Consider the following 23,471-nt stretch of genomic DNA (forward strand, 5'->3'; position numbering starts at 1 on the left):
ATAAGGATTTTGGTAAATATATTGAATTTTCATGACCGAGAAACAGCTGCATACCTCTCTTTTTGCCAGTAGGATTTCCAAAGCGCAAATCGATATATTGGTTGGGCAATTGGAGAAAGAACCAGAACTGGCAAAGGTGCTTTTTCAATACGTTTTACAAGAAGACAAAGAAGGTACCTTTAATGCAAGCTGGACGTTTGACCACTTAATGCGAAAACAGCTTCACTATCTGTTACCCTTTATGGAAACCTTTACCAATGGGCTTTCGCAACTGCAATCAGAATCCTGTATTCGGCCCATCGCCCACGTTTGCGAAATGGTGTGCGAAGCCTACTTTAAGAAAAAAGACCCTATTTTTATAAAAACAGTCACCAATAATCAGTTGGAAAAAATAATGACCGCCTGTTTTGATTGGCTCATCGGACCCATGAATATTGCGCCCAAGGTGTTCGCCATGAGCAGCCTGTATTACCTAGGCTTTAAATTTGATTGGGTCCACCCCGAATTGAAGCAGGTTTTGGAGGACAATTATCCTAACGGGACCAGTGGTTACCGAAACAGGGCCAAAAAAACTCTGGATAAGTTGGCCCGATTGGGCGTCTAAACTGTAGACTTTAAGTATCTTTGGGGCTTTCAAAATTTTCTGGAACATGTCGCTCACCCAACTAAATGCCATTTCACCTATTGACGGTAGGTATCGAAACAAGACCAAGGCCCTAAAGGACTATTTTTCGGAGGAAGCCCTGATTAAATATAGGGTTCTTGTTGAAATTGAATACTTTATTGCGCTTTGCGAGATTCCTTTGCCCCAATTGGCCGATTTTGACAAAGGGCTTTTTCCTCAGCTCCAAAAAATTTATCAGGATTTTTCTACGGAAGATGCACAAGTCATCAAGGACATAGAAAAAACGACCAATCACGATGTAAAGGCAGTGGAATATTTCATCAAACAAAAGTTTGATGGACTCAACCTTCAAAAATACAAGGAGTTCATCCATTTTGGATTGACATCCCAAGATATTAACAATACAGCCATTCCGTTATCCATCAAAGAGGCGATGAACGATGTGTATGTGCCTGCCTATCTGGAAGTATTTGAAAAATTGAAGGAATTGGCAAAGGAATGGGAAAATATCCCGATGTTGGCCCGTACCCATGGGCAACCGGCCTCCCCTACCCGTTTGGGCAAGGAAATCGAGGTGTTTGTGGAAAGGTTCAAGGAGCAGTTCAACCTATTGAACGACATTCCAAGTGCCGCAAAGTTTGGCGGAGCAACGGGAAATTACAATGCACACAAAGTAGCTTATCCAAATAACGATTGGAGGGCCTTTGGAAAGCAGTTTGTGCAGGAGAAATTAGGTTTACACCACTCCTTCCCCACCACACAGATTGAGCATTACGACCACATGGCCGCTTTGTTCGATTGCTTGAAGCGCATCAATACCATTTTGATTGACTTGGACCGCGATATGTGGACCTACATCTCGATGGATTACTTTAAACAAAAAATTAAAAAGGGTGAAGTAGGCTCTTCTGCCATGCCGCACAAGGTAAACCCTATCGATTTTGAGAATTCCGAAGGAAATTTAGGCTTGGCCAATGCGGTTTTTGAGCATTTGTCCGCCAAATTGCCCATTTCCCGATTGCAGCGCGACCTGACGGACAGTACCGTTTTACGCAATGTGGGCGTTCCTTTTGCCCATACCTTGGTTGGGTTCCAATCCACTTTAAAGGGTTTGAACAAATTGGTGTTGAACCCTACTAAATTTGAAGAGGATTTGGAGGATAACTGGGCCGTTGTAGCCGAAGCCATTCAAACCATCTTGCGCAGGGAAGGCTATCCCAATCCATACGAAGCGCTAAAAGGTTTGACACGTACCAATGCCAAGATCAACCAGAAATCCATTGCAGATTTCATTGAAACCTTGGAAGTGTCGGATGCGATTAAGGCGGAGTTGAAACAGATCACCCCAGCGAATTATACCGGGGTTTAAGTTTGTGTCAGTTCGAGCGCAGTCGAGAACCAATTAAGACATCTCGACTGCGCTCGATGTGACAATTATTCCTAAGCCTTTTTGTGGATTTCTACTTGGTGTGGATATGGGATTTCAATGCCAGCTTCATCCAAGGCCAATTTACTGTTTTCATAGGTGTCAAAGTACACGTCCCAGTAATCATCTGGCTCGCAAAAGGGCCGTACGGCAAAATTCACGGAGCTATCTGCCAACTCCAACACATTTACGGAGGGAGCCGGGTCTTTCAACACTTTGGGGTTGGAGGTCAGCACCTGCAGTAACACCTCCTTGGTTTTTTTGATATCCTCCCCATAACCGACCCCAATCACCGTATCTACCCGAACTTTTCCTTCGGCGGTGTAATTAACGATGTTCCCATTGGCCATGGCACCATTGGGCACAATGGCCAATCGACTTTGTGGAGTAACCAATTTTGTGGTAAATATTTCAATGCCCTTTACCTTGCCCAAAACACCTTGGGCCTCGATCAAGTCGCCGATTTTGTACGGCTTAAAAATCATGATGAGCACCCCTCCTGCAAAATTGGAGAGGGAGCCCTGTAAGGCCAGACCTACCGCCAAACCAGCAGCGGCGATAACTGCGGCAAAGGTAGTGACGTCAACCCCCAAACGGGAAATCACAATAATGATCAAGAATATTTTGAGTGCCCAAGAGAACAGGTTCAACAAAAACTTTTGGAGGGATTCATCGTACTTGCTTTTGGACATTACCTTGCGGGTCCCTTTGATGATTTTCTTGACCACCCACATCCCCACAATATAGATGATGAGGGCCGTGAGCAATTTGGGACCGAATTCCTTACTAAGTTCAATACCGTAATCGAACCATTCCTGTGCTTTTTCCATGAGGTTGAATTTTTGTTAGTGTGCTTGTTATGAGACACTAAGATACTAAACCAAGTCACATTTTAGGGAATGGAGTTTCGTTGAACATAAAAAAAGGGCGACAAAAGTCGCCCTGATTACATTGATTATGATGATTGGTCTTAGCCTTTTAAAAAGTCCCCGATTTCGCCAAGCCCTTCACCTTTGTAGTCGGATTTTTGAATGGCCTGCATTAATTGGATAATGTGGGCGGGGTTCATATCCTTGCCCAGTACACGCACCAGGGCAAAGCCCTTATCTTCGCTGTCGCCGTAAATGATCACTTCGTCAATGGCATCTTCGTCGCCCAAATATTTAATGACGCCCTTGCCGTATTTGGAATTGATTTTCATCAGCTCCACAAAGTCGTCTCCTTTAAGGATTTCGCGTACTTTTTTCTTCTCGATTTCATATTCTGCTGCATTGTCCGCATTCTTTTTGAAAGCCAGCAGGTTGAACTTTCGCAGGGATTCGATGGCCTCCTTTTGGGTCGGGTTCAAATCCTCCTCGTTCAATTTTAGGATACTTGCGGGTACATCAATGGACAAAAAGTTTGGATTCTCGGAGTTGTCCACATAATATTCTTGCAGACTGGGCTGCGAAGCACAGGAAGCCAGAAGCACTGCTCCGGCCAACACTAGCGTTTTTACAATATGTTTCATCTGTTTCATTTTTTGATTGATAGAATATCTGAAAAATTGGTTGACAGTAATGAGTTGTTGTTTCTTGTGTTTTGTTACAAGTCGCACCCGATTACTGTCAACCGATAGATTTATTTAGTTCTTTTTGCCTGCTTCGTTCAATTCTTCGGGCAAGTTCATCTTTTTGGTCAAAGAACTGATCTTGTTCAGGTCAATATCACCTGTTAGGGATAGAATCACGGTCTCGAACTTTCGGCCATCAGCCTCTACGTTCTTCATTCCAGTGACGAACATCAGCAGTTCGCTCACATGATCCGCATCCTTACCTTCCTTGATATAGAATTTGACGTTCGCCTCTTTGTCCTTTACCCGCATCAATTCTTCCATCTTTGAACTGGACAGGTAGCTATCCACGGAAGCCTTCATGTCGTCACCGATTTTCTTGTTTTCCGTGGTAAATACCTTCAAACTTTTAAGACTGCTGGCAATATCCATAAAGTCCTGGGCTTCGGGGTCGTCTACTTCCACGTCAATTTTAGCCAATAGGTTGAACATGCTTTTGTTCACCACTACCGAGGTTACCTCGTCCAAATCCTCGAACTTGTCAAACAGGGATTGTGAAAATCCTGCCAAAGGCAACACGGTCATTACTGCGATTAAAATATACTTTTTCATTTTGTTACGTTTTTTAATTGTTACTGTAAATTTTTTGTTTTGCTTCTTCAAACTCGTTCAGGTAGGCCACTTTTTCTGTTCCCCGGCTAAAGTTTTCTGCGAGGAGCTCAAAAGCTTTTTTGGTTTCCTGATAGGCGTACTCCGCCTTTTGCTGTTCCAAGCGTTTTGTTTCTTGGTACTGATTGCCAAAATAAATGCCAAAGGCGAGAACTACGGCCGCTGCTACGGATAGCCACTTGTAATAGTTTACTCTAGGTTTTAATGGTACCTGCTTGGTGTACTTTTCTTCCTTGGCCATGGAAAAGTAGTTGAACATGGGTTTGTACTGTTCCAAGTGGGGTGCAACCTCATCTTGTGCAAAATACGCCCTAAGTGTTCTTTCTTCGTCCACTGTGGCAGTGGCCTCGAAGTACTTCTCCAATATTTTCTCTATGTTACCCAATTCCATAGTTGTGTTTTTTTTTTAATTCTTCCCGTACTGTTTTTCTTGCCCTCGACAGCGCTACGCGCACTGCGGTGGGTTTCATGTCCAAGAGCTCGCATATCTCGTCGAACTCATATTGCTCTACATCCCGTAGCTGCAATATCATTTTTTGTTGTTCCGGCAGTTCTTCCATGATCCGTTCCATCCAACTTACACTGTCTTCGGCCTCCAATTGTTTTTGTAGGGAGGTGTTGTCATCGCTGTAATTGCTGTGGACCAGTTTTAGGTTCCCTGCTTGTTTGGACTTTAAGCGGTCCAAACAAAAGTTTTTGGTCATCGTCATGGCAAAGGCCTCTACATTTTTGTACTCTGACATGGACTCGTTCTTTGACCATAGCTTCAACAAAATTTCCTGAGTGGCGTCTTCTGCTTCTTCCCGGGAAACCAACAGTCGCTTTGCGAGTCTGTACAGTTTATCCTGAAAAGGTAAAACCACATTTAAAAATTCTGTTTGTTTCATTTGGTTGTCTTCGTTGTTTTTGTGTCTTTCTTATCGACCTACACTATCACGACGACACATATCGAAATTTGTTACAAAAAATTTGAAATATGCCTCCATAAGCCTATTTTGCAGGGGAATATTGTAAAGTCGACTATGTAATTTTACTCAAATCAACCTTTACATCTGATACATTTGGAACAAAATTTGAGTAAATTCACTAAAAATTGAATTATGAAAAAGTGTTTCTTCCTGTTTTTGGGGCTATCCCTGTTTGTTTTATCCTGTAGTAACGATGATGATGGCATCCAAAACGGACCTACCCCGAATCCCAACCCAAGTGCCAATGTAATTGCACAAGATTTTATGTGGCAAGCCATGAACCTCTGGTATTTCTGGCAGGGCGATGTCGCCGACCTCGCCGACGACCGATTTGCTACCGATGCAGAGTACACGGCTTTTTTGGAATCATATAATGATCCAGAAATCTTTTATTATACCATCTGTAACAATCATCGAGAAATAGTAGGAACTCAAGCAGCAACTGATCGTTTCAGTTCTGAAAACGAAAACTACAAGGATTTGGTGAATAGTCTTTCCGGCATCTCCCAAAGTAACGGGGTGGAATTTGGATTGGGGCTTATAGGCGACACCAATAATGTTTTTGGTTTTGTACAATATATTTGGCCCGATTCTGATGCATCTACCAAAAATATATCCCGTGGGGAGTTCTTTACCCGTGTGGATGGAGTGCAATTGACGACAGGGAATTATATTGAATTGTTGTTTGGAGACAACAGCACCTACACCCTTGGGATGGCTACGGTTTCCAACGGTGTTATCTCCGATAGTGCCAAGGAGGTCACCTTGACCAAAATAGAAAACCAAGTGGAAGACCCTATCCTTGTGGCCAAAACCCTGGATGTGAACGGAACCAAAGTGGCCTATTTGATGTACAATCGCTTTTTGAGCAGTTTTAATGAGGACTTAAACGATGCCTTTGCCACCTTTAAGGCAGAGGGTGCAACCGAACTTGTTTTGGACATGCGCTACAATCCAGGAGGCTCTGTGAACACTTCCCGCCTTTTGGCCAGTATGATTTATGGTACCAATACCAGTGATGTGTATATTAAACAACAATGGAACGATAAGATACAAGCGCAGTTGTCGGAGGATTTCCTAACCGATTACTTTGCCAACTCCACAGGAAGCAGTCCAATTAACTCCTTGAATTTAAGTAGGGTTTTTGTCATTGCTACCGAGAGTTCGGCCTCGGCCAGCGAACTGGTCATGAACGGGCTTGCCCCCTATGTAGATGTAATTCACATTGGAGAAACCACTGCTGGTAAAATCGAGTTCTCAATCACATTGGTAGACGACCCGGGCAACTCCTTTGTTTACAACAGTGACCGTGAAGGTAATATCAATCCACAAAACAGTTGGGGATTGCAGCCTTTGGTGGGAATAAATGTAAACGCAGCCGGAAATTCCGATTATATTGACGGTCTGGTTCCCGATATTGCCATCAGTGAAGATTTGACCGATCTTGGAACTTTGGGAGAAGTATCCGAGCCGTTGTTGGCGCGTGCGCTGGAAGAGATTGCCCCAGGTGTCACCAAAATTGACTTTACAGTGGAAATGCCAGCAGATGCGTTTACCACTTCAAGGATCCATACACCTGTAAGGGACCATATGTATTTGGAAAAACCTTTGCAATTGAACAAATAAAAAAAGCGGCCAGATGGCCGCTTTTCTTTTTTTAAAGATTGAGGCTAAAGCCCAATCTAAAGTTGCGTCCCCTTGTGGTAAATCCAAGCAATTCCCTATAATCCTCGTTCAATAAATTATCCGCATTCAGGAATACGTTCAATTTATTTTTGATCAACTCATGCCGAATGGCAAAGTTCAGAAGGGAAAATGGTTCCAAGGCGATATCCGAAAAGGTATTAAAATCGGTGTCAAAACGTTCGCCGGTATAAGCATAGTCCAATGATGCGTTGGTACTTTCCGAGAACTCGTACCAAAGCGATAGGTTCGCCTTGTGTTTGGGAATACGGATGGCATTGTCCCCTTTTCGCTCCGTAAAGGTGTAATTGGCATTGACCCGAAAATCGCTCCATGGCAACCAAGAGGCCTCTACCTCTACCCCATTGGCATCGATTTCATCCGCTACATTGATGTTCGTAAAATTAGAATCGAAACCAATCGCGTTGGTTTCATTCCTATCAAAATAAAGGGTGCTGATCCTAAAAGTGTTATCCACTTTCAACTCCACGCCCCCTTCAATGGTGGTGTTTTCTTCGGGTTCCAAATCAGGATTTCCCCCAAAGGCACCGAACAATTGGGTCAAATTAGGTGTGATGTAAGAGGTGGCATAGGAGCCCAATAGTTTCACATATCCCTTTTCAGTATCAAAAACAAAAGAAGGATTTACGTTGTACACAAAGTGGTTCCCGTATTCCGAATGATTGTTCAGTCTCGCCCCTGCATTCAAATTAAGACCAAAATCAGAAACATAGACCACATTGGTATAAGGATCCACAATGGTGAAATCAACTTCCTCCGTGAAGACAGCCTCGTCTTTGATGTAGTTTACCCCCAAAATGGTATGAAATTGCTTCCCTAACACATATTTATGGTACAAGTCGAACACCCAGTTATTCCCCTCCGTAATGCTCTCACCAAAGGTGTCGTTGGCCTCGGACTCATAATCCGAATACGCCGCATTCAAATGTACCGAACCTTTGCCATAGGTATATTCCGAGGATAGCCCTACCCTTTGTTGTTCGTTCTCGCCCAAATTTGGGGCATCCATCATGCTGGCATCATATTCATTTTTGAACTTGGTCTGGTTTCCGTATACCTGAAGCTCAAATTGTTCTGAAAACCGATACCCCAACCGCACGTTGGTGCTGAAGTGGGAAAAAATGTCCTCTTCGTTCTGTGGTGTGACTGCTGCCGACATTCCACTTCTGTATCGATTGGAAAAATCGACCCCGTAATTCAACTTGCCCAACGTACCGTTTACGTTGGCCGAATTTTGGATGCTTCCCAAGTCGTAACTCTGGTCATCAGCAGTTTGATTGGTTCCGACACTGGTCTCAAAAGCACCAGCGACCTCTTTCTCGGAACTTTTCTTTGTTGTGATGTTGATCACGGCGGTTGCGGCGTTGGTACCATAAAGCGTGCTGGCCGCCCCTTTAATAATTTCGATGGACTTAATAGTGTTGGGAGAAAGCAAGCGAAGGTCGTACTCTGCCGAAAAGGTGGATGGGTCCGATACCCGAACCCCATCGATCACGATCAGCACTTGGCGACCCCGTCCACCACGGGCAAACGTCCCCAGCACGGCGCCATCCCTACCGCGGCTTCCCGCAATTTCGATACCGCTTTTGGTGTTGATGATTTCGGCAACGGTCCTACCTTGGTTCCGTTGCAGTTCCTCTGCGGTAATCTTGATCACCGTTTTACCGGAGTTTTCTCGTTTCAGCTCAAATTTTGAATCGCTGACAACAACCTCGTCCAGTTGCTGCAGTTTAAGTGAATCTTGCGGTACATTTTGCGCAAAGACCCCCTTACCCGCCAATAAGGCGGTAATCAACCATAAATGATTTTTTTTCATTTCGTTTAATTGAATAAACGGGAGAATAGTATGTGATGCATACGTAAACTTTTATCCCGAAAGTTTAACATTGTTTGTTTGAATCTGGCAGGTCTCCTGGCTTGCGTATTGTCGTCTACCTTCCCACCCGGTCGGGCAGTGGTTTTAAAGTTGAGACAATCACCTACTACGTACTGATGCTCAAAAACATCAGTGCCGATTCGGCACAGCTTACAGTTGCGGGAACAGCTCCGGTTTTGCACCGGATTCCCTTTTAATCCCACGGAAACATCCGTGCGAACCAAAATTCAAGCCCAAAGCTAGTCATTCCGTTTAATCTTTTTCTGCAAAACTTAAATAATCTTACTTTTGACCCATGGCAAAAAAGCAATGGTCAATTCCAATCCTAGGATTTGTTTTGTTTGTGTTGATGGGCTGCAAACAGGAAAAAAAAGCAGAGCTCCATCACAATGAAACAGTACCATCGTCCATAAGCTACGCCAAAGGTTTTACCGTTATAAAAGAGGGGGACATCACCCTTATTGAAGTTACCGCTGCATGGCCTGGGGCAAAAAGTTTCACCTATGCTTTGGTCCCGAAGCAAAAACTTGCCAGTATGACCTTCCCTCGTGATGCCTACGATGCTATTATTGGGACGCCTGTTGAAAACATAGTACTTACTTCCACCACGCATATGGAACCCATCATACAGCTTGGGGAGCTAAACGCTGTTGTGGGCTTTCCGAACACCGATTATATCTCGTCCCCAGCGGCAAGGGAGCGCATTGCCCAGGGAGCCATCAAGGATTTGGGAATGAACGACAGGCTGAATACCGAGATGGTGCTCGAACTGAATCCCGAACTCATTGTTGGTTTCAGCATCAATGAGGATAACAATGCTTACGACATCATGCGACGGGCAGGCATTCCAGTGGTGTATAATGGGGATTGGGTGGAGCAAAGTCCGTTGGGCAAAGCCGAATGGGTGAAGTTTTTTGCGCCCTTCTTTCAAAAGGAAACCTTGGGAGATAGCATTTTTTCAGAAATTGAAGCTTCCTACCGTAATGCTAAGGAACTTGCACAAAAAGCGACCTCAAAACCCACAGTGTTAACAGGTGGATTATACAAAGATGTGTGGTACGTAGCAGGTGGAAAAAGTTGGATGGCCCAATTTCTGGAGGATGCGAACGCCGATTATTTGTGGGCCAACACTGCTGAAACAGGAAGCATCGGTCTGAGCTTGGAAACCGTATTGGCCAAAGCACAAAAGGCAGAGTTCTGGTTCAATCCCTCGGCACAGATTACCTACGATGAATTGGCCCAAGCCAACACCCATCATATGGAGTTTGACGCCTTTAAAAACAAAAAGGTCTATTCCAACGCCATTGAAAAAGGAGAAAAGGGCGGACTCATCTTCTACGAAACCGCTCCGCAACACCCGGATATCGTGCTCAAAGACCTCATCAAAATATTGCATCCAGCGTTATTGCCGGAGCATCAACTCCAATTCATCAAACCCTTGCCCTAAATGCTAGCCGCGCGGACATATCGGATTTCCTTCGTGCTTTTAGCATTAGCACTCCTATGCGCTCTACTATTGAACATTAGTTCGGGGTCAGTAAGCATTCCGTTTTTCGATGTAGTTTCGCTTTTGTGGGGAAAAACACCCGATATTGTTTCTTGGGAGTACATCGTTTGGGAGTATCGGGTACCCAAGGCCTTTACCTCCATCTTGGTCGGTGCAGGTCTTTCGTTGAGTGGGCTTTTGATGCAGACCCTGTTCAGAAATCCGTTGGCTGGCCCATTTGTCTTGGGCATTAGTTCAGGGGCCAGTTTGGGTGCAGCTTTATTGTTGATGGGCGCTTCCCTGCTGGCAGGCTACACCGCATTTGGATTTTTGGGCGATGTTTCCTTGGCCGTTGCAGCCAGTGTTGGCAGCTTTTTGGTGCTTTTGGTGGTCATGATTGTTGCACAGCGCGTAAAGGACACCATGGCCTTATTGATTATAGGACTGATGTTCGGAAGCATTACCTCGGCCATTGTAAGCGTATTGGCCTATTTTTCAAGCGCTGAAAACTTGCAACGCTTCATATTTTGGTCGTTTGGGAGTGTGGGAAATTTGTCCATGAATCAGTTGTTGCTGTTAGGGGGCATTGTACTTTTAGGTGTTATGTTGAGCATCACCTCCATAAAATCGTTGAATGCCTTTCTCTTGGGCGAGCATTATGCACAAAGTCTGGGCGTATCACTCAACAAATCCCGATTGATCATCATCATTGCCACGGGAGTATTGGCAGGTGGTATTACGGCCTTTGCCGGACCCATTGCTTTTGTGGGCTTGGCCGTGCCGCATCTTACCCGTCAAATCTTTGATACCATGGAACACAAAGTTTTGATTCCTGCCGTAATGCTGTATGGTGCCATTTTGATGTTGTTGTGCGATACCTTGGCACAATTGCCCAATTCCGCCAGTGTTTTGCCCATAAATGCCATTACTTCCTTGGTCGGGGCGCCAGTAGTGATTTGGCTTTTGGTGCGTAAGCGTAAAATGATGTTCTGATGGTAAAAACGGAGAAAAACATACTGTCCATTACCAACCTGTCCATTGGCTACGGGAACAAAAGTGTGGCCAACAACATCAATTTTGATTTGGAAGCCGGAATGCTATGCGGTGTTGTGGGTGTTAATGGCATCGGGAAATCTACTTTGTTACGTACTTTGGGTGGGTTTCAACCCAAACTTGGTGGCGGCATCTACTTGAATGGTCAACCGTTGGAAAAATTAGGCTCCACCGCCCTATCCAAGACACTAAGCGTGGTACTGACGGAACCACCCGCTTCCAAAAACCTTACCGTACAGGAATTGATCGCTTTGGGAAGACAACCCTACACCAACTGGTTGGGCACCTTGACAAAAACCGACAAACAACAGATAGAAGCGAGTTTGGAAGCCTTTTTGTTGAACGATCTCAGGGGCAATAAATGCCATGAACTCAGTGATGGCCAACTACAACGAGTATTGGTAGCAAGGGCCATGGCACAGGATACCGCTATGATTTTGTTGGATGAGCCCACTACGCATTTGGATCTATATCACAAGGTACAGATCTTAAAAATGCTGCAACAATTGGCGCACGAGCGTCAAAAAACCATTTTATTTACCACACACGAAATTGAACTGGCAATACAGTTATGTGACCGAATCCTGATACTGGATGGTAAGGAGCATCCCTTCGGAGACCCTTGCGAACTTATTGAGCAAAAACACTTTGATAGTCTGTTTCCTTCGGAAATGGTACAGTTTGATGCTAAAACGGGTTCGTTTAAGGTTTCAAAATAGAGACTGACGATAGTTGCGTACAGAAAGTTACTTTAATCAAAGAACTGTCAATTCGAGTGAAATTCCAAAGGAATTTTGTATCGAGAATTAGTTTTTGGATTTGAAATTTTAGTTCTCGACCTGCCTGCCGGCAGGCAGGTACATTTTTTTCCAAAAAACACTCGAACTGACAAATTTCAATATTCATTTTATGGATTTCTGCTTTCGCAGAATGACATATTATCTTTGTAATCTGTTATCTTTATCGTTCATAAAATTTTTCATGAGCACAGAATTGATCTATGTAATCGTTGGCCTTATTGCTTTGGCAATTGGGTTGTTTGCAGGCATGTACATTCAAAAACTGAAGACCAAATCCACCGAAAGTGTGTGGGGGGAACGGGAACAGCAATTGAATGCAACCATCAAATCCCTAAACGATAAATTACTGCAGCGTGATGAGGAACAGAAGCAGTTACAGCGGGAAAAAGAGCAGCAGAGCAATCAGATTGTCCGTTATCAGGCGGATTTGGAAAATCTACAGCTAAAAAACAAGGAACAAAAGGAGGAAGTAGAAAAGCTCCAAGAGAAATTCACCAAGGAGTTTGAAAATCTGGCCAACAAGATTCTCGACGAGAAGAGCGAAAAGTTCACCAAGAGCAACAAGGAAAATATTGAAAACATCCTCACCCCTCTGAACAAAAAAATTAAAGAGTTTGAGGAAAAAGTCGAAAAATCGCAAAAGGAGAACATCAGCATCAACTCTTCCCTTAAACAGCAGTTGGAAAGTTTGCAACAACAAAATCTGAAGATTACCCAAGAAGCCGAAAATCTGACCAAAGCCTTGAAAGGCGATAGCAAAATGCAAGGGAACTGGGGCGAATTGGTCTTGGAACGCGTTCTGGAAAAATCTGGATTGGAAAAGGATCGTGAATACAGCGTTCAGCAAAGCTTCCAACGAGAGGACGGCACTCGGGTAATGCCCGACGTTATTATCCACCTACCCGATGGCAAAAAAATGGTAGTGGATTCCAAGGTCTCGTTAACGGATTACGAGCGATACACCAACGCGGAAGAAGAAGATCGACCCAAATACTTGAAAGACCATATCAACTCTTTGAGAAGGCACGTGGAACAACTCTCCTCCAAAAAGTATGAAGACCTTTACGAAATGGAGAGCCCCGATTTTGTGTTGATGTTCGTGCCCATAGAACCTGCTTTCGCCATTGCCATCAACGAAGACAACTCCCTGTACAACAAAGCGTTTGAACAAAATATTGTTATCGTTACCCCATCAACCTTATTGGCTACGTTGCGAACGATAGATTCGATGTGGAGCAATGAAAAGCAACAACGCAATGCCATTGAGATTGCACGACAAGCAGGTGCACTTTACGATAAATTTGAAGGGTTTGTAAGCGATTTGACCAAAGTCGGGAAGAAGATGGATGAGGCGAAAAGTGAATATCGTGGTGCCATGAACAAATTGGTTGAGGGACGCGGCAATATCGTGACTACCATAGAAAAGTTGAAAAAAATGGGGGCCAAGGCCAAAAAATCCCTTCCCGAACCTATTTTAAAAAGGGCCCATGATGACGATTTTGAAGAGTTAGATCAATAAAACACCATAAACACTGACCATGAAAAAAATTATAACCATTCTTATAGCTGCCATTGTAATTGGTGTCGTGGGCTATTTTGCTTTTGTGTATTACGTGCCATACAGTGAAGGCTATCGTTCCGGAGAATTGATAAAGTTCAGCAGAAAGGGCGTCATGGTGAAAACCTGGGAAGGGCAAATCAGTCAGGGTTTATCGGGTACCAATGTATTCTCGTTTTCCGTGGAAGATGGCGAAAAGGAGATTATTGAAAAAATGAAGGAGTACCAAGGGCAGTACATCAAAGTCACCTACAAGGAACGCTACGCTACCTTTTTCTGGCTGGGCGATACCAAATATTTTATCACAGAGGTGAAATCGGAGAAGTCCCCTATTTTTAGGAACTAGATGACACACCCCTAACCCCTCTTTTTAGAGGGGAACGTTGCGTCCCTCCTAGAAAGGAGGGATTGAGGGAGGTGTATTTCCATTCGCTTCAAATTGAAAAATATATTCCTCAATCGCCCTCAAAACATTATCCATATCGCACAATACTTGGGTATCGGAAAATCGTAACACTTGAATACAAAGCTCATTCAACCTTTTTGTCTTAACAACATCCTTCTTCCAAGTCCCTTCCAATTGATGAGAATAGCCATCCAGCTCTATCGCCAACCTCAATTTATTACAGAAAAAATCAACAATATACTCGTCAATCGGTTTTTGCCTATGAAAATCATATCCGTGCATTTGGTCACGCTTTAGCTTTTGCCATAATCTAATTTCAGATTTGGTGGCATTCCTTCTAAGTAACCTTGCGAGTTCCTTGAGCTTTGGGTTATATTTGATAATCATAATGCATCATAGCTACTCCCCCGAGAAAAAGGATTCTATTAAAAACCCCATCAAAATATGAAAAAATTCAAATCATCCCGAGAAAGCAGGGTTTCCATCACGGAACTTATGCTGCCCTCCCACTCCAATTTTGGCGGCAAAGTGCATGGTGGACACATTTTGAACCTAATGGACCAAATAGCCTTTGCCTGTGCATCCAAACATTCGCAAAGCTATTGTGTAACGGCCTCCGTGAACCGTGTGGATTTTTTGAATCCCATTGATGTGGGGGAATTGGTCACTCTAAAAGCTTCGATTAACTACACAGGTAAAACTTCAATGGTGGTTGGCGTACGGGTGGAATCTGAAAATGTGACCACAGGTATGGTCAAACATTGCAATTCTTCCTACTTTACCATGGTAGCCAAGGGAAAGGACGGAAAAAACAAAACAGTTCCCGGGTTGATCCTCAAGACCAAACAGGACATTCGCCGTTTTGCGCGTAGCAAGGAACGCAAACAATCGGCCTTTCAGCGCGATAGCAAATACGAATCCAACAATTTTAAGGTAAACGAGTACTTGGAGTTTTTACAGGGCGAAAACGTTAAGATGGATTTTGATTGAGCTCTGCGGCAGCCTCCTCATCCAAAAACCAAACTAAATTCCCAGATGCTGGATGCACCAAAGACGCCGGATACGCTTCCGAACCTTCGGTTTTCTCCACCACCGTCTTCACTTTCTCCGATTTTGATGCCCCTGTGACCAAAAAAGCGACCTCTTTAGCAGTATTGATCACTTTTCCATTGATGGACACCCGTTTTTGCCCCGAATCAGGGTGGGTGGCCACCACGCAATGGTCTTCCGCATCCCAAAGTTCAATCTCATGAGGGAAAATGGAAGCCGTATGTCCGTCATCGCCCATACCCAAAATGACCAAATCGAATTGGGGCACGCCTTCTACCCTATCCAAATTGATTTCGAGCAGATTGGCATAACGCAAGGCTTCGCCTTTAGGGTCTTTTTCTCCCAATATCCTATGAATATTCTCCTTGGGCAGCTCAATTTTGGAAAACAGGTGCTCCACTGTCATTTTATAGTTGCTCTCATCATCGGAAGGAGGCACACAACGTTCGTCTCCCCAATAAAAATGTACCTTATTCCAATCTACCTTATCCGAAAAGTTTTCGGCCAGTACATCAAAAACTATTTTTGGGGTGCTCCCGCCCGAAAGGGCTACATGAAACGTGCCCTTGTCTTTCACTTGATCCACAAAATAGCTGGAAAACTGTTCAGCTACCTTTTGTTTGTCTTTATATATTTTCAAATTCATCTTGAATTAATTTTTGTTTCTCGAGTTTTCCTTCGACTGCGCTCAGGATGACATCTCGAACAGAAAAATGATCATTGTCTATTGCTTGTTGATAATCGTATCTAGCAGATTACGCAATAACCGGGGTCATCGGCCAAGTTTTCGCTGGGATTACGCCAATACCCATCATCTTCAATCAAATCATCCGCATTTTCAGGTCCCCAGGCACCAGCCGCATAGCCGTACATGCGAACATCCTTGCCACTGCTCCAATAATTCAAAATAGGGTCTACAAATTCCCATGCTGCCTCCACCTCATCGGCGCGGGCATAGAGCGTAGCATCCCCTTGCATGGCATCCAACAACAAGCGTTCATAGGCTTCCATCACGTAAGTTTCAGCCAAATTGGCGTAGTAAAAATCCAAATTGGCGCGCTCTACCTTAAATCCTTGTCCCGGAACCTTCACACCGAACTTGATAAGAATCCCCTCATCAGGTTGGATACGGATAATCAATTTATTGTCCATCTCTTGCATTTCAGACCCCTTAAATATTTGATGGTGCGGCTTTTTAAAATGGATGACAATCTCCGTCACTTTGGTGGGCATACGTTTGGCGGTCCGCACATAAAAGGGCACACCGTGCCAGCGCCAGTTGTCCACATAAAATTTAATGGCCGCATAGGTTTCAGTAGTGGAATTGGGGTCCACCCCTTCTTCTTCACGGTAGCCCTTTACATCGTTTCCATCCACTTTGGAAGCCACGTATTGGGCCCGAATGGTATTTTCAAAAAGCTCCTTTTCGTCTGTCATGATACGGAGCGACTTCAATGCCTTTACTTTTTCATTCCTGATTTCTTCGGCATCTGCACCAATGGGGGGCTCCATGACGACCAAAGAAACAATCTGCAACAAATGGTTTTGGAACATATCCCGAAGGGCACCCGATTTATCATAGTAGCCACCACGTTTTTCTACACCAACACTTTCGGCATTGGTGATTTCCACCCGTTGGATATAATTTCGGTTCCACAAAGGCTCAAAAATACTGTTGGAAAAACGGGTCACCAGTAAGTTTTGCACCGTTTCCTTCCCCAAATAATGGTCGATTCGATAAATCTGGTGCTCTTTAAAATATTTGTGAAGTCCTTTGTTGAGTTTCTGTGCCGTCTCCAAACTATAACCAAAGGGCTTCTCCACGATCAAGCGTTTCCACCCATTGTTTTGGGCGTTCATGCCCGCTTCGGAAAGATTATGCGATATGGTCTCGTAAAGTGTGGGCGGTGTGGAGAGGTAATAAATGATATTTCCCGAAGTATTGTACTTTTCCTTGAGGGACTCTACCCGTTTGCGGAGTGCACCATAATCAGTATCGTAGCTCTTGCCCAAATCCTCATAAAACAGCTTGTCCGCAAAACCTTTTACCTTGTCTTTGTCCAGCTTTTCGGTTTTCGCAGCCAAGTATTTGCTCTCATAGACCACACGGTCACGAAATGCCTCGTCCGATAGGTCACTTCGGCTCACGCCAAGCACCACAAAGTTTTCCGGGAGTTGCTTGGCCATGTAAAGGTTGAACAGGGAAGGTATCAGCTTTCTAGCGGTCAAATCACCCGAAGCCCCAAAAATTACGAGCATTTGATTATCGGTCTTTTTCATAGTGTTCTTTGGTTTCTGGCAGATTGTGCTCCTTCAACACCGCTCCATGCAAAAGGTGTCATTATTTTTGAGCATGACGAATATAAGGTTTATTTTAGGTTCTTAATTGAAGAAACCACAACCTTTGGGTTGTCTTAACATCAAAAGAAGAAGAAATACCAAAATGACAGACACGTATGATTTTGGCCTTGTGGGCCTTGGGGTAATGGGACGTAATTTTATTTTGAATGTGGCCGATAATGGCTTCACTGCATTTGGCAACGATCTGGATGAGGAAAAAGTGAGCGCATTGATCAAAGAAGGGGGTGATCCTGCCAAGGTAAATGCCACTTCGGATGTCGGGACCTTTGTAAAGTGGTTGTCAACCCCAAGGAAAATCATGCTGTTGGTGCCCGCAGGAAAAGTTGTGGATAGTGTTATTGAAGGGTTGTTGCCCCACTTGGACAAAGGAGATATTATTATCGATGGAGGAAACTCCTTTTATACCGATACCGACCGTAGGGAAGCTTATTTAAAGGAAAAGGGGATTAACTTTTTTGGGGCCGGGGTTTCCGGAGGTGCCGAAGGAGCCCGAAAAGGACCAAGCATCATGCCTGGTGGTTCCAAAGAAGCCTATCAGCACGTAAAACCAATTTTTGAGGCGGTCTCCGCCAAATACAACGGGGAACCCTGTGTAGCTTATTTGGGACCAAAATCTGCAGGAAATTATGTGAAAATGGTGCACAATGGCATCGAATACGGATTGATGCAGTTGACCTCCGAAATATACGACCTGCTCAAAAAAGCGGGCGGACTCACCAACGATGAACTTCATAAGACCTATGCTGAATGGAACGAGGGACGATTACAATCCTTCTTGGTGGAAATCACATCGGAAATCTTTGCACAAAAGGACGAGCTGACCGATAATGATCTCGTGGATATGATCTTGGACAAGGCCAAGCAAAAGGGAACCGGAAAATGGACCTCCCAAAATGCCATGGATTTGGGCATCCCAGTACCCACTATCGATATTGCGGTGAGCATGCGGGAAATATCCGCATTGAAAGACGAACGCATCAAAGCGGACGAATTGTACGACCGTCCTACCCTTAAAGGGGTGGATAAGGCTGATTTTACCGCAAAAGCGGAACAGGCACTGTACTTTGCCTTTATCATTACCTATGCGCAAGGCATGCACCAATTGGCGGATGCCTCCAAGGAATACGGTTATGAACTGGAGCTGGGTGAAATTGCCAAAATATGGCGCGCGGGCTGTATTATCCGGGCAGCCTTATTGGCCGATATTACCGAAGCCTATCAAGCCGATAAAGATTTACAAAACCTCCTGCTCTCCCCTTCTTTTGTGGAAAAAGTACAAAGTACGGTAAATGCCGCACGGGAATTGGTCAGTTATGGAGCAGCCAACGGCATTCCGTTGCCGGGATTGTCCAACGCACTCACTTATTTTGATGCCTACACCAGCAGCCGTTTGCCGTTGAACTTGATTCAGGCGCAACGCGATTATTTTGGCTCTCACACCTACGAGCGCTTAGATCGTGAAGGTATTTTTCATACTGAATGGGATAGGTAAAATCAAAAAAACGTTAATCTATGGGATTAAAAACCGTTTTATTAAACTTAACTTTTGTCATCACCATTTGTTTTTTTGCGAATATTGGTTTCTCCCAAAGTAAAGGTTATAAAGATGTAGAGTATAAAATTATTGCCGAAGGAATTGATTCTCCGATTGAAGATTTACAAATTGTTTGCTTCAATAAATTCTTTAACAAAGACTATCTCCCATCTGATTTTCGTGAGAAATACAACTTAAATGATAAAAGTTTGTATAAAAAACAAATGCTTGTTGAGATTTTTAGAACAAATACTGCTAATAACGGTTTCGATAAAATCTATTTAAAGGGAATAAAAGAAGGTCAAGACAAAATACTAATTGAATACAATTTCATCAATTCAGATAACACCAATGATGATAAAAGACTAAGTCCTTTTTTGATTGTTCAAATTCCGAAATCAAAAAAGGAAATAAAATTTGTAGTTGATGGTGTTAACAACAATTCCGAGTCTGAAATATATATTGATAATCAATGAAAAAACTGCTTTTCCTTTTAGCCTTCACCCTTTCCTTTTTGACCGTAACCGCTCAAAAAGCACCCTATGTTATTTACAACACGAAAGGGAAAAAGGTCTCCTATAAAAAAATGCTCAAAACCCTTGAGGATAAGGATATGGTGCTCTTCGGGGAGCTTCACAACAATCCCATTGCGCATTGGTTGCAATATGAGCTTACGGCAGACCTGCATTCCAAACGCCAACTTATTTTGGGTGCCGAAATGATCGAGGCCGATAATCAGGATGAACTCAACGATTACCTATCGGGAAAAATCGATTATAAAGCACTGGACTCCACTGCGCGGCTCTGGAACAACCATAAAACAGATTATGCCCCATTGGTGGACTTTGCCAGGGACAGTAGTTTGGTGTTTGTGGCCTCCAATGTGCCCAGACGCTACGCCAGCATGGTGTATAGAGGTGGTTTCGAAGCTTTGGATTCGCTCCCAGCCCAAGAAAAGGCATGGATTGCTCCTTTGCCCATTGCCTATGACCCTGAACTGCCCGGATACAAAAACATTCTAGAAATGATGGGCGACCATGGCAGTCCCACCTTGGTGATGGCACAAGCCATTAAAGATGCCACGATGGCCCACTTTATCCTTCAAAATTATAAGGAAGGCTCCCTGTTTTTGCACTACAACGGGGCCTACCATTCCAACGATTATGAAGGTATTCTTTGGTATTTGCAATTGCAACGACCTGATTTGGACTACGGAACCATTTCCACCGTAACACAGGAAAACGTCCACAAACTAGAAGAGGAAAATGAAAATTTGGCTGATTTCATTATCTGTGTGGATCAAAACATGACCACAACCTATTAATTGCACTACTTTTTCAGAGGTATGTTCCAACAAGGGATAATTTCCTTATTTTTAGGAAATTATACACCCTATCCATTCGTATTGCCAATATATGGATAGGGAAAAAATCAACCGACCATGAAAATACTAGTATTAATTCTTGTAGCAGTGACCTTCCTGTCCTGTGGAGAAAAACAGGATAAAGCGATTGAAGAGCCCGTTCACACCGATACAATTGATGTTGCGGCCGAATTGGCCAAGATTGAAGAGGTACGACAATCCTTCGAGCAAACCGTCAAGGAAAAACGCTATGGCGATCTGGGCAAGTTTACCACAGAGGATATGATTTCAATTGGTCCTGGCAGTGAAGATTGGATTGCCTATCGAAAACTGAGGGAACAGCACGGAAACAAATTTCGTTATGATAGCATCAAAATGAATCCAAAGGAAACCGTGATATTGTCCGACACCATGGCCTATGATTTTGGTGTAAGCTCCGTATACTACACCGATGAAAATGGAACGGTACACGAAATGGAGGATACTTTTTTGGTCATCATGAAAAAAAATAAGAACGGTGAATGGAAGTTGCACAGGGAACTTGCATCATCTTTAGTAATAGACTAATTTTCAATCCTGTACATACACATTCTGATTATGAAAATCACTGTAAAGAATTACGTGTTCCTTACAGTTTGTATTTGCCTTTTAGGATGTTCCCCCAGTACAAACAAGAAGAACGAATTGAGCGAACAAAGGGCCTATGAAGGGCCTATAATCGACATGCATCTCCATGCTCTGGAGGACAATGAACTGTCGCCAGAACCTATGGCGATGTGCACCCCCCTTTCCACCATCGTCCAACATTTTGACCCTCAGAATGACTTTGGCGATATTTTTTGGGGGAAAGCGGTTAATCCAGATTGTACAAATCCCTATTGGTCTCCTGTAACCTACAAGGAATATGTGGATAGACTCAACCATCAGGTTAAAACCTATAAGATTACAGCCGTAACCAGTGGTAGCCTCCAAGCAACTAAAAAATTGATGGACCATTTCCCCGACCAATTCATGCGAGGGATTCAATTTCGCATTAATCGGGACAGTATCGCTGTAGACAGTCTCAAGTCCATAGTACAAAATGAGGGAATGGACATTTTAGGGGAAATAAGCAATCAATATGGAGGTATTGCTCCTAACGACCCTATAATGTATCCATATTATGCCATGGCCGAGGAAATGGATGTTCCGATTCTGCTTCATATGGGAAGTGGGCTTCCCGGAACCCCTTTGTTTCTGAATCCCGAGTACCAAGTGGGCCATTCCAATCCCTTGCTTTTGGAAGAAATTTTGAAAAAATATCCCAAGATGCGGATATCCATTGCCCATTATGGGGAGCCGTTCATTGACGAACTTATTGCGATGATGTACCATTACCCACAGTTATATGTGGATTTGGGAGGTATACAATGGTGCTATCCACGTGAATATTTTTATCAAAGTCATCTTAAAAAATTGATAGATGCTGGCTTTGGAAAGCGTATCATGTTCGGTTCCGATATGATTATTTGGCCAGAATTGATAGAAGAATCCATAGCCATTATAAATAATGCTGATTTTCTGACCTATGAACAGAAGGCAGATATCTTTTACAACAACGCAGCCCGCTTTTTGAGGCTGTCCAAAAATTGAATATCAAATAACCCATTAACTATATCATTATGAAAAATCAATTCGTCTGTATTCTTTCAACATTGCTGATAGTTCTGTTTGCTGCTAGTTGTGAGCAAACCACAGCTGAACCGATGTCAGGGGAAGCCTATTCCGCTGAAATCCAAAAAATCATTGAAGCAAAAAATGAAAAAATCCAAGGATTCTATGCTTCGGGCATGATTGACTCCGCTGCTGTACACTTTGCAGATAATTGCATTCAATTTATGCCCAATCAACCCGCAATTGTAGGGATTGAGAACTACAAAGCAGCGTGGAAACAAAATATCCAGTTTGGAAAATGGCAGTTGGAGCTCAATACCCAAGAAGTGAAGGCCAGTGGCCATTTGGCGACAGAATACGGCAAATACAGCTTAACATTTACACCCAATGAAACCTCACCCATTCCCGCGATGGAAGATAAAGGCAACTATTTGGTGCTCTGGGAAAAAATGGAAGGGGAATGGAAAGTTCTCTGGGACGCACCCGTTACCGAGCTTCCCATGCCCAGCCAAGCTCCGGATTCGACCATGGTAGAGTAAAATAAACCATCCAGTGATTCAACAACTCCATATACCCAAAAACCCAGCCCTTTCACGAGTGGTGAAATTTATGACCTATGTGGAGTTGACCAAAGAGGACATTTTGGACGGATGGACGGCCATCTTCCCCAACGCTACTACAAACATGATGTTTAGTTTGGATGACGACATACTTGTCAATCAAACCTCGACGGTTAACTCCATTTATACTTCATGCAGTTCAACTGTGTTTTTTAAACCATACGTAGGCATGAAGTTTATGACCGTTCAATTTAGTGGTTATGGGCTTTCGTATGTAAAAAAAATCCCGGCCCATGAACTTTTGGATACGCTGAGCCATCTGGATTTGATTTTTTCGATGAGCGAGATTGATCGCATCTCAATGCGATTGAAGGAAAGTAAATCCATTACAGATAAGTTTTCCGTTTTGGAGATGTTCATCAGCAAGAAAGTAGGAATTCCAGAAGTGGACCCAAGACTCCCCTATGCCTTAGATCTGTTCAGTTCGGGGCACTCCATTTCCATTGATGCCTTGAGCGAATCCTTGTGTATTTCAAACCGAGGATTGCAAAAACTATTTAAAAAGCATATTGGCATGAGCCCTTCCTACTACCACAAAATCATTCGTTTCAATAAAGCGGTTCGGTTACTTTCGATGAATTCCGAAAGTTCACTCACACAGATTTCCTATGCCTGTGGTTATTTTGACCAAGCCCACTTTATTAAAGACTTTAGAGAGTTTGGTGGTCTTTCTCCTTCTGAATTTTTACGGTACAAAGCTAATCGTTCGGATTTTTACAATTACCGGATTACCAAGTTGGATACCTTGGTTGACCTCAACCACTAAA

General features: G+C 43.6%; 25 protein-coding genes and 1 riboswitch. Of the genes, 16 read left to right on the forward strand and 9 right to left on the reverse strand.

Annotated elements, in window-relative coordinates; genetic code table 11:
* Positions 1 to 31 precede the first annotated feature (31 nt).
* Together ABNE31_RS12920 and purB are read left to right on the forward strand one after the other, a co-directional pair.
* On the forward strand, positions 32 to 604 hold the full coding sequence (locus ABNE31_RS12920) for a hypothetical protein (RefSeq protein ID WP_349351427.1): 573 nt from the start codon (positions 32 to 34) through the stop codon (positions 602 to 604).
* Between the two features lie 46 nt (positions 605 to 650).
* Positions 651 to 1,994, forward strand: coding sequence for an adenylosuccinate lyase (gene purB, locus ABNE31_RS12925; RefSeq protein ID WP_349351428.1), 1,344 nt, complete (start codon positions 651 to 653; stop codon positions 1,992 to 1,994).
* A gap of 71 nt (positions 1,995 to 2,065) precedes the next feature.
* Here the strand turns inward: purB and ABNE31_RS12930 are convergent, their stop codons facing one another.
* The 5 genes from ABNE31_RS12930 to ABNE31_RS12950 all read right to left on the reverse strand — a co-directional run bounded on the left by ABNE31_RS12930 (position 2,066) and on the right by ABNE31_RS12950 (position 5,159).
* Positions 2,066 to 2,881: a mechanosensitive ion channel domain-containing protein gene (locus tag ABNE31_RS12930; RefSeq protein ID WP_349351429.1), complete on the reverse strand. Its 816-nt coding sequence runs from the start codon at positions 2,879 to 2,881 to the stop codon at positions 2,066 to 2,068.
* A 140-nt stretch (positions 2,882 to 3,021) separates the two neighbouring features.
* Complete coding sequence (locus tag ABNE31_RS12935) at positions 3,022 to 3,561, reverse strand: DUF4252 domain-containing protein (protein WP_127141627.1); 540 nt, start codon at positions 3,559 to 3,561, stop codon at positions 3,022 to 3,024.
* Positions 3,562 to 3,675: 114 nt separating this feature from the next.
* Positions 3,676 to 4,215 (reverse strand): DUF4252 domain-containing protein, encoded by a 540-nt coding sequence (locus tag ABNE31_RS12940; RefSeq protein ID WP_293287906.1) that lies wholly within the window; start codon positions 4,213 to 4,215, stop codon positions 3,676 to 3,678.
* Between the two features lie 13 nt (positions 4,216 to 4,228).
* Complete coding sequence (locus tag ABNE31_RS12945) at positions 4,229 to 4,663, reverse strand: hypothetical protein (protein ID WP_349351430.1); 435 nt, start codon at positions 4,661 to 4,663, stop codon at positions 4,229 to 4,231.
* On the reverse strand, positions 4,650 to 5,159 hold the full coding sequence (locus tag ABNE31_RS12950) for an RNA polymerase sigma factor (RefSeq protein WP_349351431.1): 510 nt from the start codon (positions 5,157 to 5,159) through the stop codon (positions 4,650 to 4,652). Before ABNE31_RS12950 ends, ABNE31_RS12945 begins: the two co-directional genes overlap by 14 nt.
* 213 nt (positions 5,160 to 5,372) lie before the next feature.
* On the opposite strand from ABNE31_RS12950, the gene ABNE31_RS12955 reads away from it, so the two are divergent.
* Positions 5,373 to 6,866 (forward strand): S41 family peptidase, encoded by a 1,494-nt coding sequence (locus ABNE31_RS12955; protein WP_349351432.1) that lies wholly within the window; start codon positions 5,373 to 5,375, stop codon positions 6,864 to 6,866.
* Positions 6,867 to 6,897: 31 nt separating this feature from the next.
* Here ABNE31_RS12955 and ABNE31_RS12960 read toward each other — a convergent pair whose 3' ends face one another.
* Positions 6,898 to 8,760, reverse strand: coding sequence for a TonB-dependent receptor plug domain-containing protein (locus ABNE31_RS12960; RefSeq protein WP_349351433.1), 1,863 nt, complete (start codon positions 8,758 to 8,760; stop codon positions 6,898 to 6,900).
* Between the two features lie 68 nt (positions 8,761 to 8,828).
* Positions 8,829 to 9,060: riboswitch (cobalamin riboswitch) on the reverse strand.
* A gap of 55 nt (positions 9,061 to 9,115) precedes the next feature.
* Here ABNE31_RS12960 and ABNE31_RS12965 point away from each other — a divergent pair.
* From ABNE31_RS12965 to ABNE31_RS12985, 5 genes are all read left to right on the forward strand, one after another.
* Positions 9,116 to 10,267 carry an ABC transporter substrate-binding protein gene (locus tag ABNE31_RS12965; protein WP_349351434.1) on the forward strand — a complete coding sequence of 384 codons (1,152 nt, stop codon included), beginning with the start codon at positions 9,116 to 9,118 and terminating at the stop codon, positions 10,265 to 10,267.
* Positions 10,268 to 11,299 (forward strand): iron ABC transporter permease, encoded by a 1,032-nt coding sequence (locus ABNE31_RS12970; protein WP_349351435.1) that lies wholly within the window; start codon positions 10,268 to 10,270, stop codon positions 11,297 to 11,299.
* The gene (locus ABNE31_RS12975; RefSeq protein ID WP_349351436.1) at positions 11,299 to 12,078 is read left to right on the forward strand and encodes an ABC transporter ATP-binding protein; all 780 of its coding nucleotides are present in this window, start codon (positions 11,299 to 11,301) and stop codon (positions 12,076 to 12,078) included. The genes ABNE31_RS12970 and ABNE31_RS12975 overlap by 1 nt, the downstream gene beginning before the upstream one ends.
* 262 nt (positions 12,079 to 12,340) lie before the next feature.
* Positions 12,341 to 13,678, forward strand: a complete 1,338-nt coding sequence (gene rmuC / locus ABNE31_RS12980; protein ID WP_306013159.1) for a DNA recombination protein RmuC — start codon at positions 12,341 to 12,343, stop codon at positions 13,676 to 13,678.
* Between the two features lie 19 nt (positions 13,679 to 13,697).
* Positions 13,698 to 14,063: a 6-phosphogluconate dehydrogenase gene (locus ABNE31_RS12985; protein WP_179383988.1), complete on the forward strand. Its 366-nt coding sequence runs from the start codon at positions 13,698 to 13,700 to the stop codon at positions 14,061 to 14,063.
* Positions 14,064 to 14,111: 48 nt separating this feature from the next.
* Here ABNE31_RS12985 and ABNE31_RS12990 read toward each other — a convergent pair whose 3' ends face one another.
* Positions 14,112 to 14,510 carry an endonuclease domain-containing protein gene (locus ABNE31_RS12990; RefSeq protein ID WP_349351437.1) on the reverse strand — a complete coding sequence of 133 codons (399 nt, stop codon included), beginning with the start codon at positions 14,508 to 14,510 and terminating at the stop codon, positions 14,112 to 14,114.
* 57 nt (positions 14,511 to 14,567) lie between these two features.
* Here ABNE31_RS12990 and ABNE31_RS12995 point away from each other — a divergent pair, with 57 nt between their 5' ends.
* Positions 14,568 to 15,113, forward strand: coding sequence for an acyl-CoA thioesterase (locus ABNE31_RS12995; protein WP_127141615.1), 546 nt, complete (start codon positions 14,568 to 14,570; stop codon positions 15,111 to 15,113).
* Here ABNE31_RS12995 and pgl read toward each other — a convergent pair.
* Complete coding sequence (gene pgl, locus ABNE31_RS13000; RefSeq protein ID WP_349351438.1) at positions 15,094 to 15,819, reverse strand: 6-phosphogluconolactonase; 726 nt, start codon at positions 15,817 to 15,819, stop codon at positions 15,094 to 15,096. The genes ABNE31_RS12995 and pgl overlap by 20 nt on opposite strands.
* 101 nt (positions 15,820 to 15,920) lie before the next feature.
* Positions 15,921 to 17,453 (reverse strand): glucose-6-phosphate dehydrogenase, encoded by a 1,533-nt coding sequence (gene zwf, locus ABNE31_RS13005; RefSeq protein WP_349351439.1) that lies wholly within the window; start codon positions 17,451 to 17,453, stop codon positions 15,921 to 15,923.
* Positions 17,454 to 17,616: 163 nt separating this feature from the next.
* On the opposite strand from zwf, the gene gndA reads away from it, so the two are divergent.
* The 7 genes from gndA to ABNE31_RS13040 all read left to right on the forward strand — a co-directional run bounded on the left by gndA (position 17,617) and on the right by ABNE31_RS13040 (position 23,470).
* Positions 17,617 to 19,026, forward strand: a complete 1,410-nt coding sequence (gndA, locus tag ABNE31_RS13010; RefSeq protein ID WP_349351440.1) for an NADP-dependent phosphogluconate dehydrogenase — start codon at positions 17,617 to 17,619, stop codon at positions 19,024 to 19,026.
* A 20-nt stretch (positions 19,027 to 19,046) separates the two neighbouring features.
* Entirely contained in the window at positions 19,047 to 19,544 is a 498-nt protein-coding gene (locus tag ABNE31_RS13015; RefSeq protein ID WP_349351441.1) for a hypothetical protein, read from the forward strand.
* Positions 19,541 to 20,392, forward strand: coding sequence for a ChaN family lipoprotein (locus ABNE31_RS13020; RefSeq protein WP_349351442.1), 852 nt, complete (start codon positions 19,541 to 19,543; stop codon positions 20,390 to 20,392). The genes ABNE31_RS13015 and ABNE31_RS13020 overlap by 4 nt, the downstream gene beginning before the upstream one ends.
* Positions 20,393 to 20,509: 117 nt before the next feature.
* Entirely contained in the window at positions 20,510 to 20,998 is a 489-nt protein-coding gene (locus tag ABNE31_RS13025) for a DUF4440 domain-containing protein (protein WP_349351443.1), read from the forward strand.
* A 30-nt stretch (positions 20,999 to 21,028) separates the two neighbouring features.
* Positions 21,029 to 22,063 (forward strand): amidohydrolase family protein, encoded by a 1,035-nt coding sequence (locus tag ABNE31_RS13030; protein WP_349351444.1) that lies wholly within the window; start codon positions 21,029 to 21,031, stop codon positions 22,061 to 22,063.
* Between the two features lie 29 nt (positions 22,064 to 22,092).
* The gene (locus ABNE31_RS13035; protein ID WP_349351445.1) at positions 22,093 to 22,623 is read left to right on the forward strand and encodes a hypothetical protein; all 531 of its coding nucleotides are present in this window, start codon (positions 22,093 to 22,095) and stop codon (positions 22,621 to 22,623) included.
* A gap of 13 nt (positions 22,624 to 22,636) precedes the next feature.
* Positions 22,637 to 23,470: a helix-turn-helix domain-containing protein gene (locus tag ABNE31_RS13040; protein ID WP_349351446.1), complete on the forward strand. Its 834-nt coding sequence runs from the start codon at positions 22,637 to 22,639 to the stop codon at positions 23,468 to 23,470.
* Position 23,471: the final 1 nt, after the last annotated feature.

The organism is Flagellimonas sp. MMG031 (assembly GCF_040112705.1).
In the GTDB taxonomy this organism is placed as follows: domain Bacteria; phylum Bacteroidota; class Bacteroidia; order Flavobacteriales; family Flavobacteriaceae; genus Flagellimonas.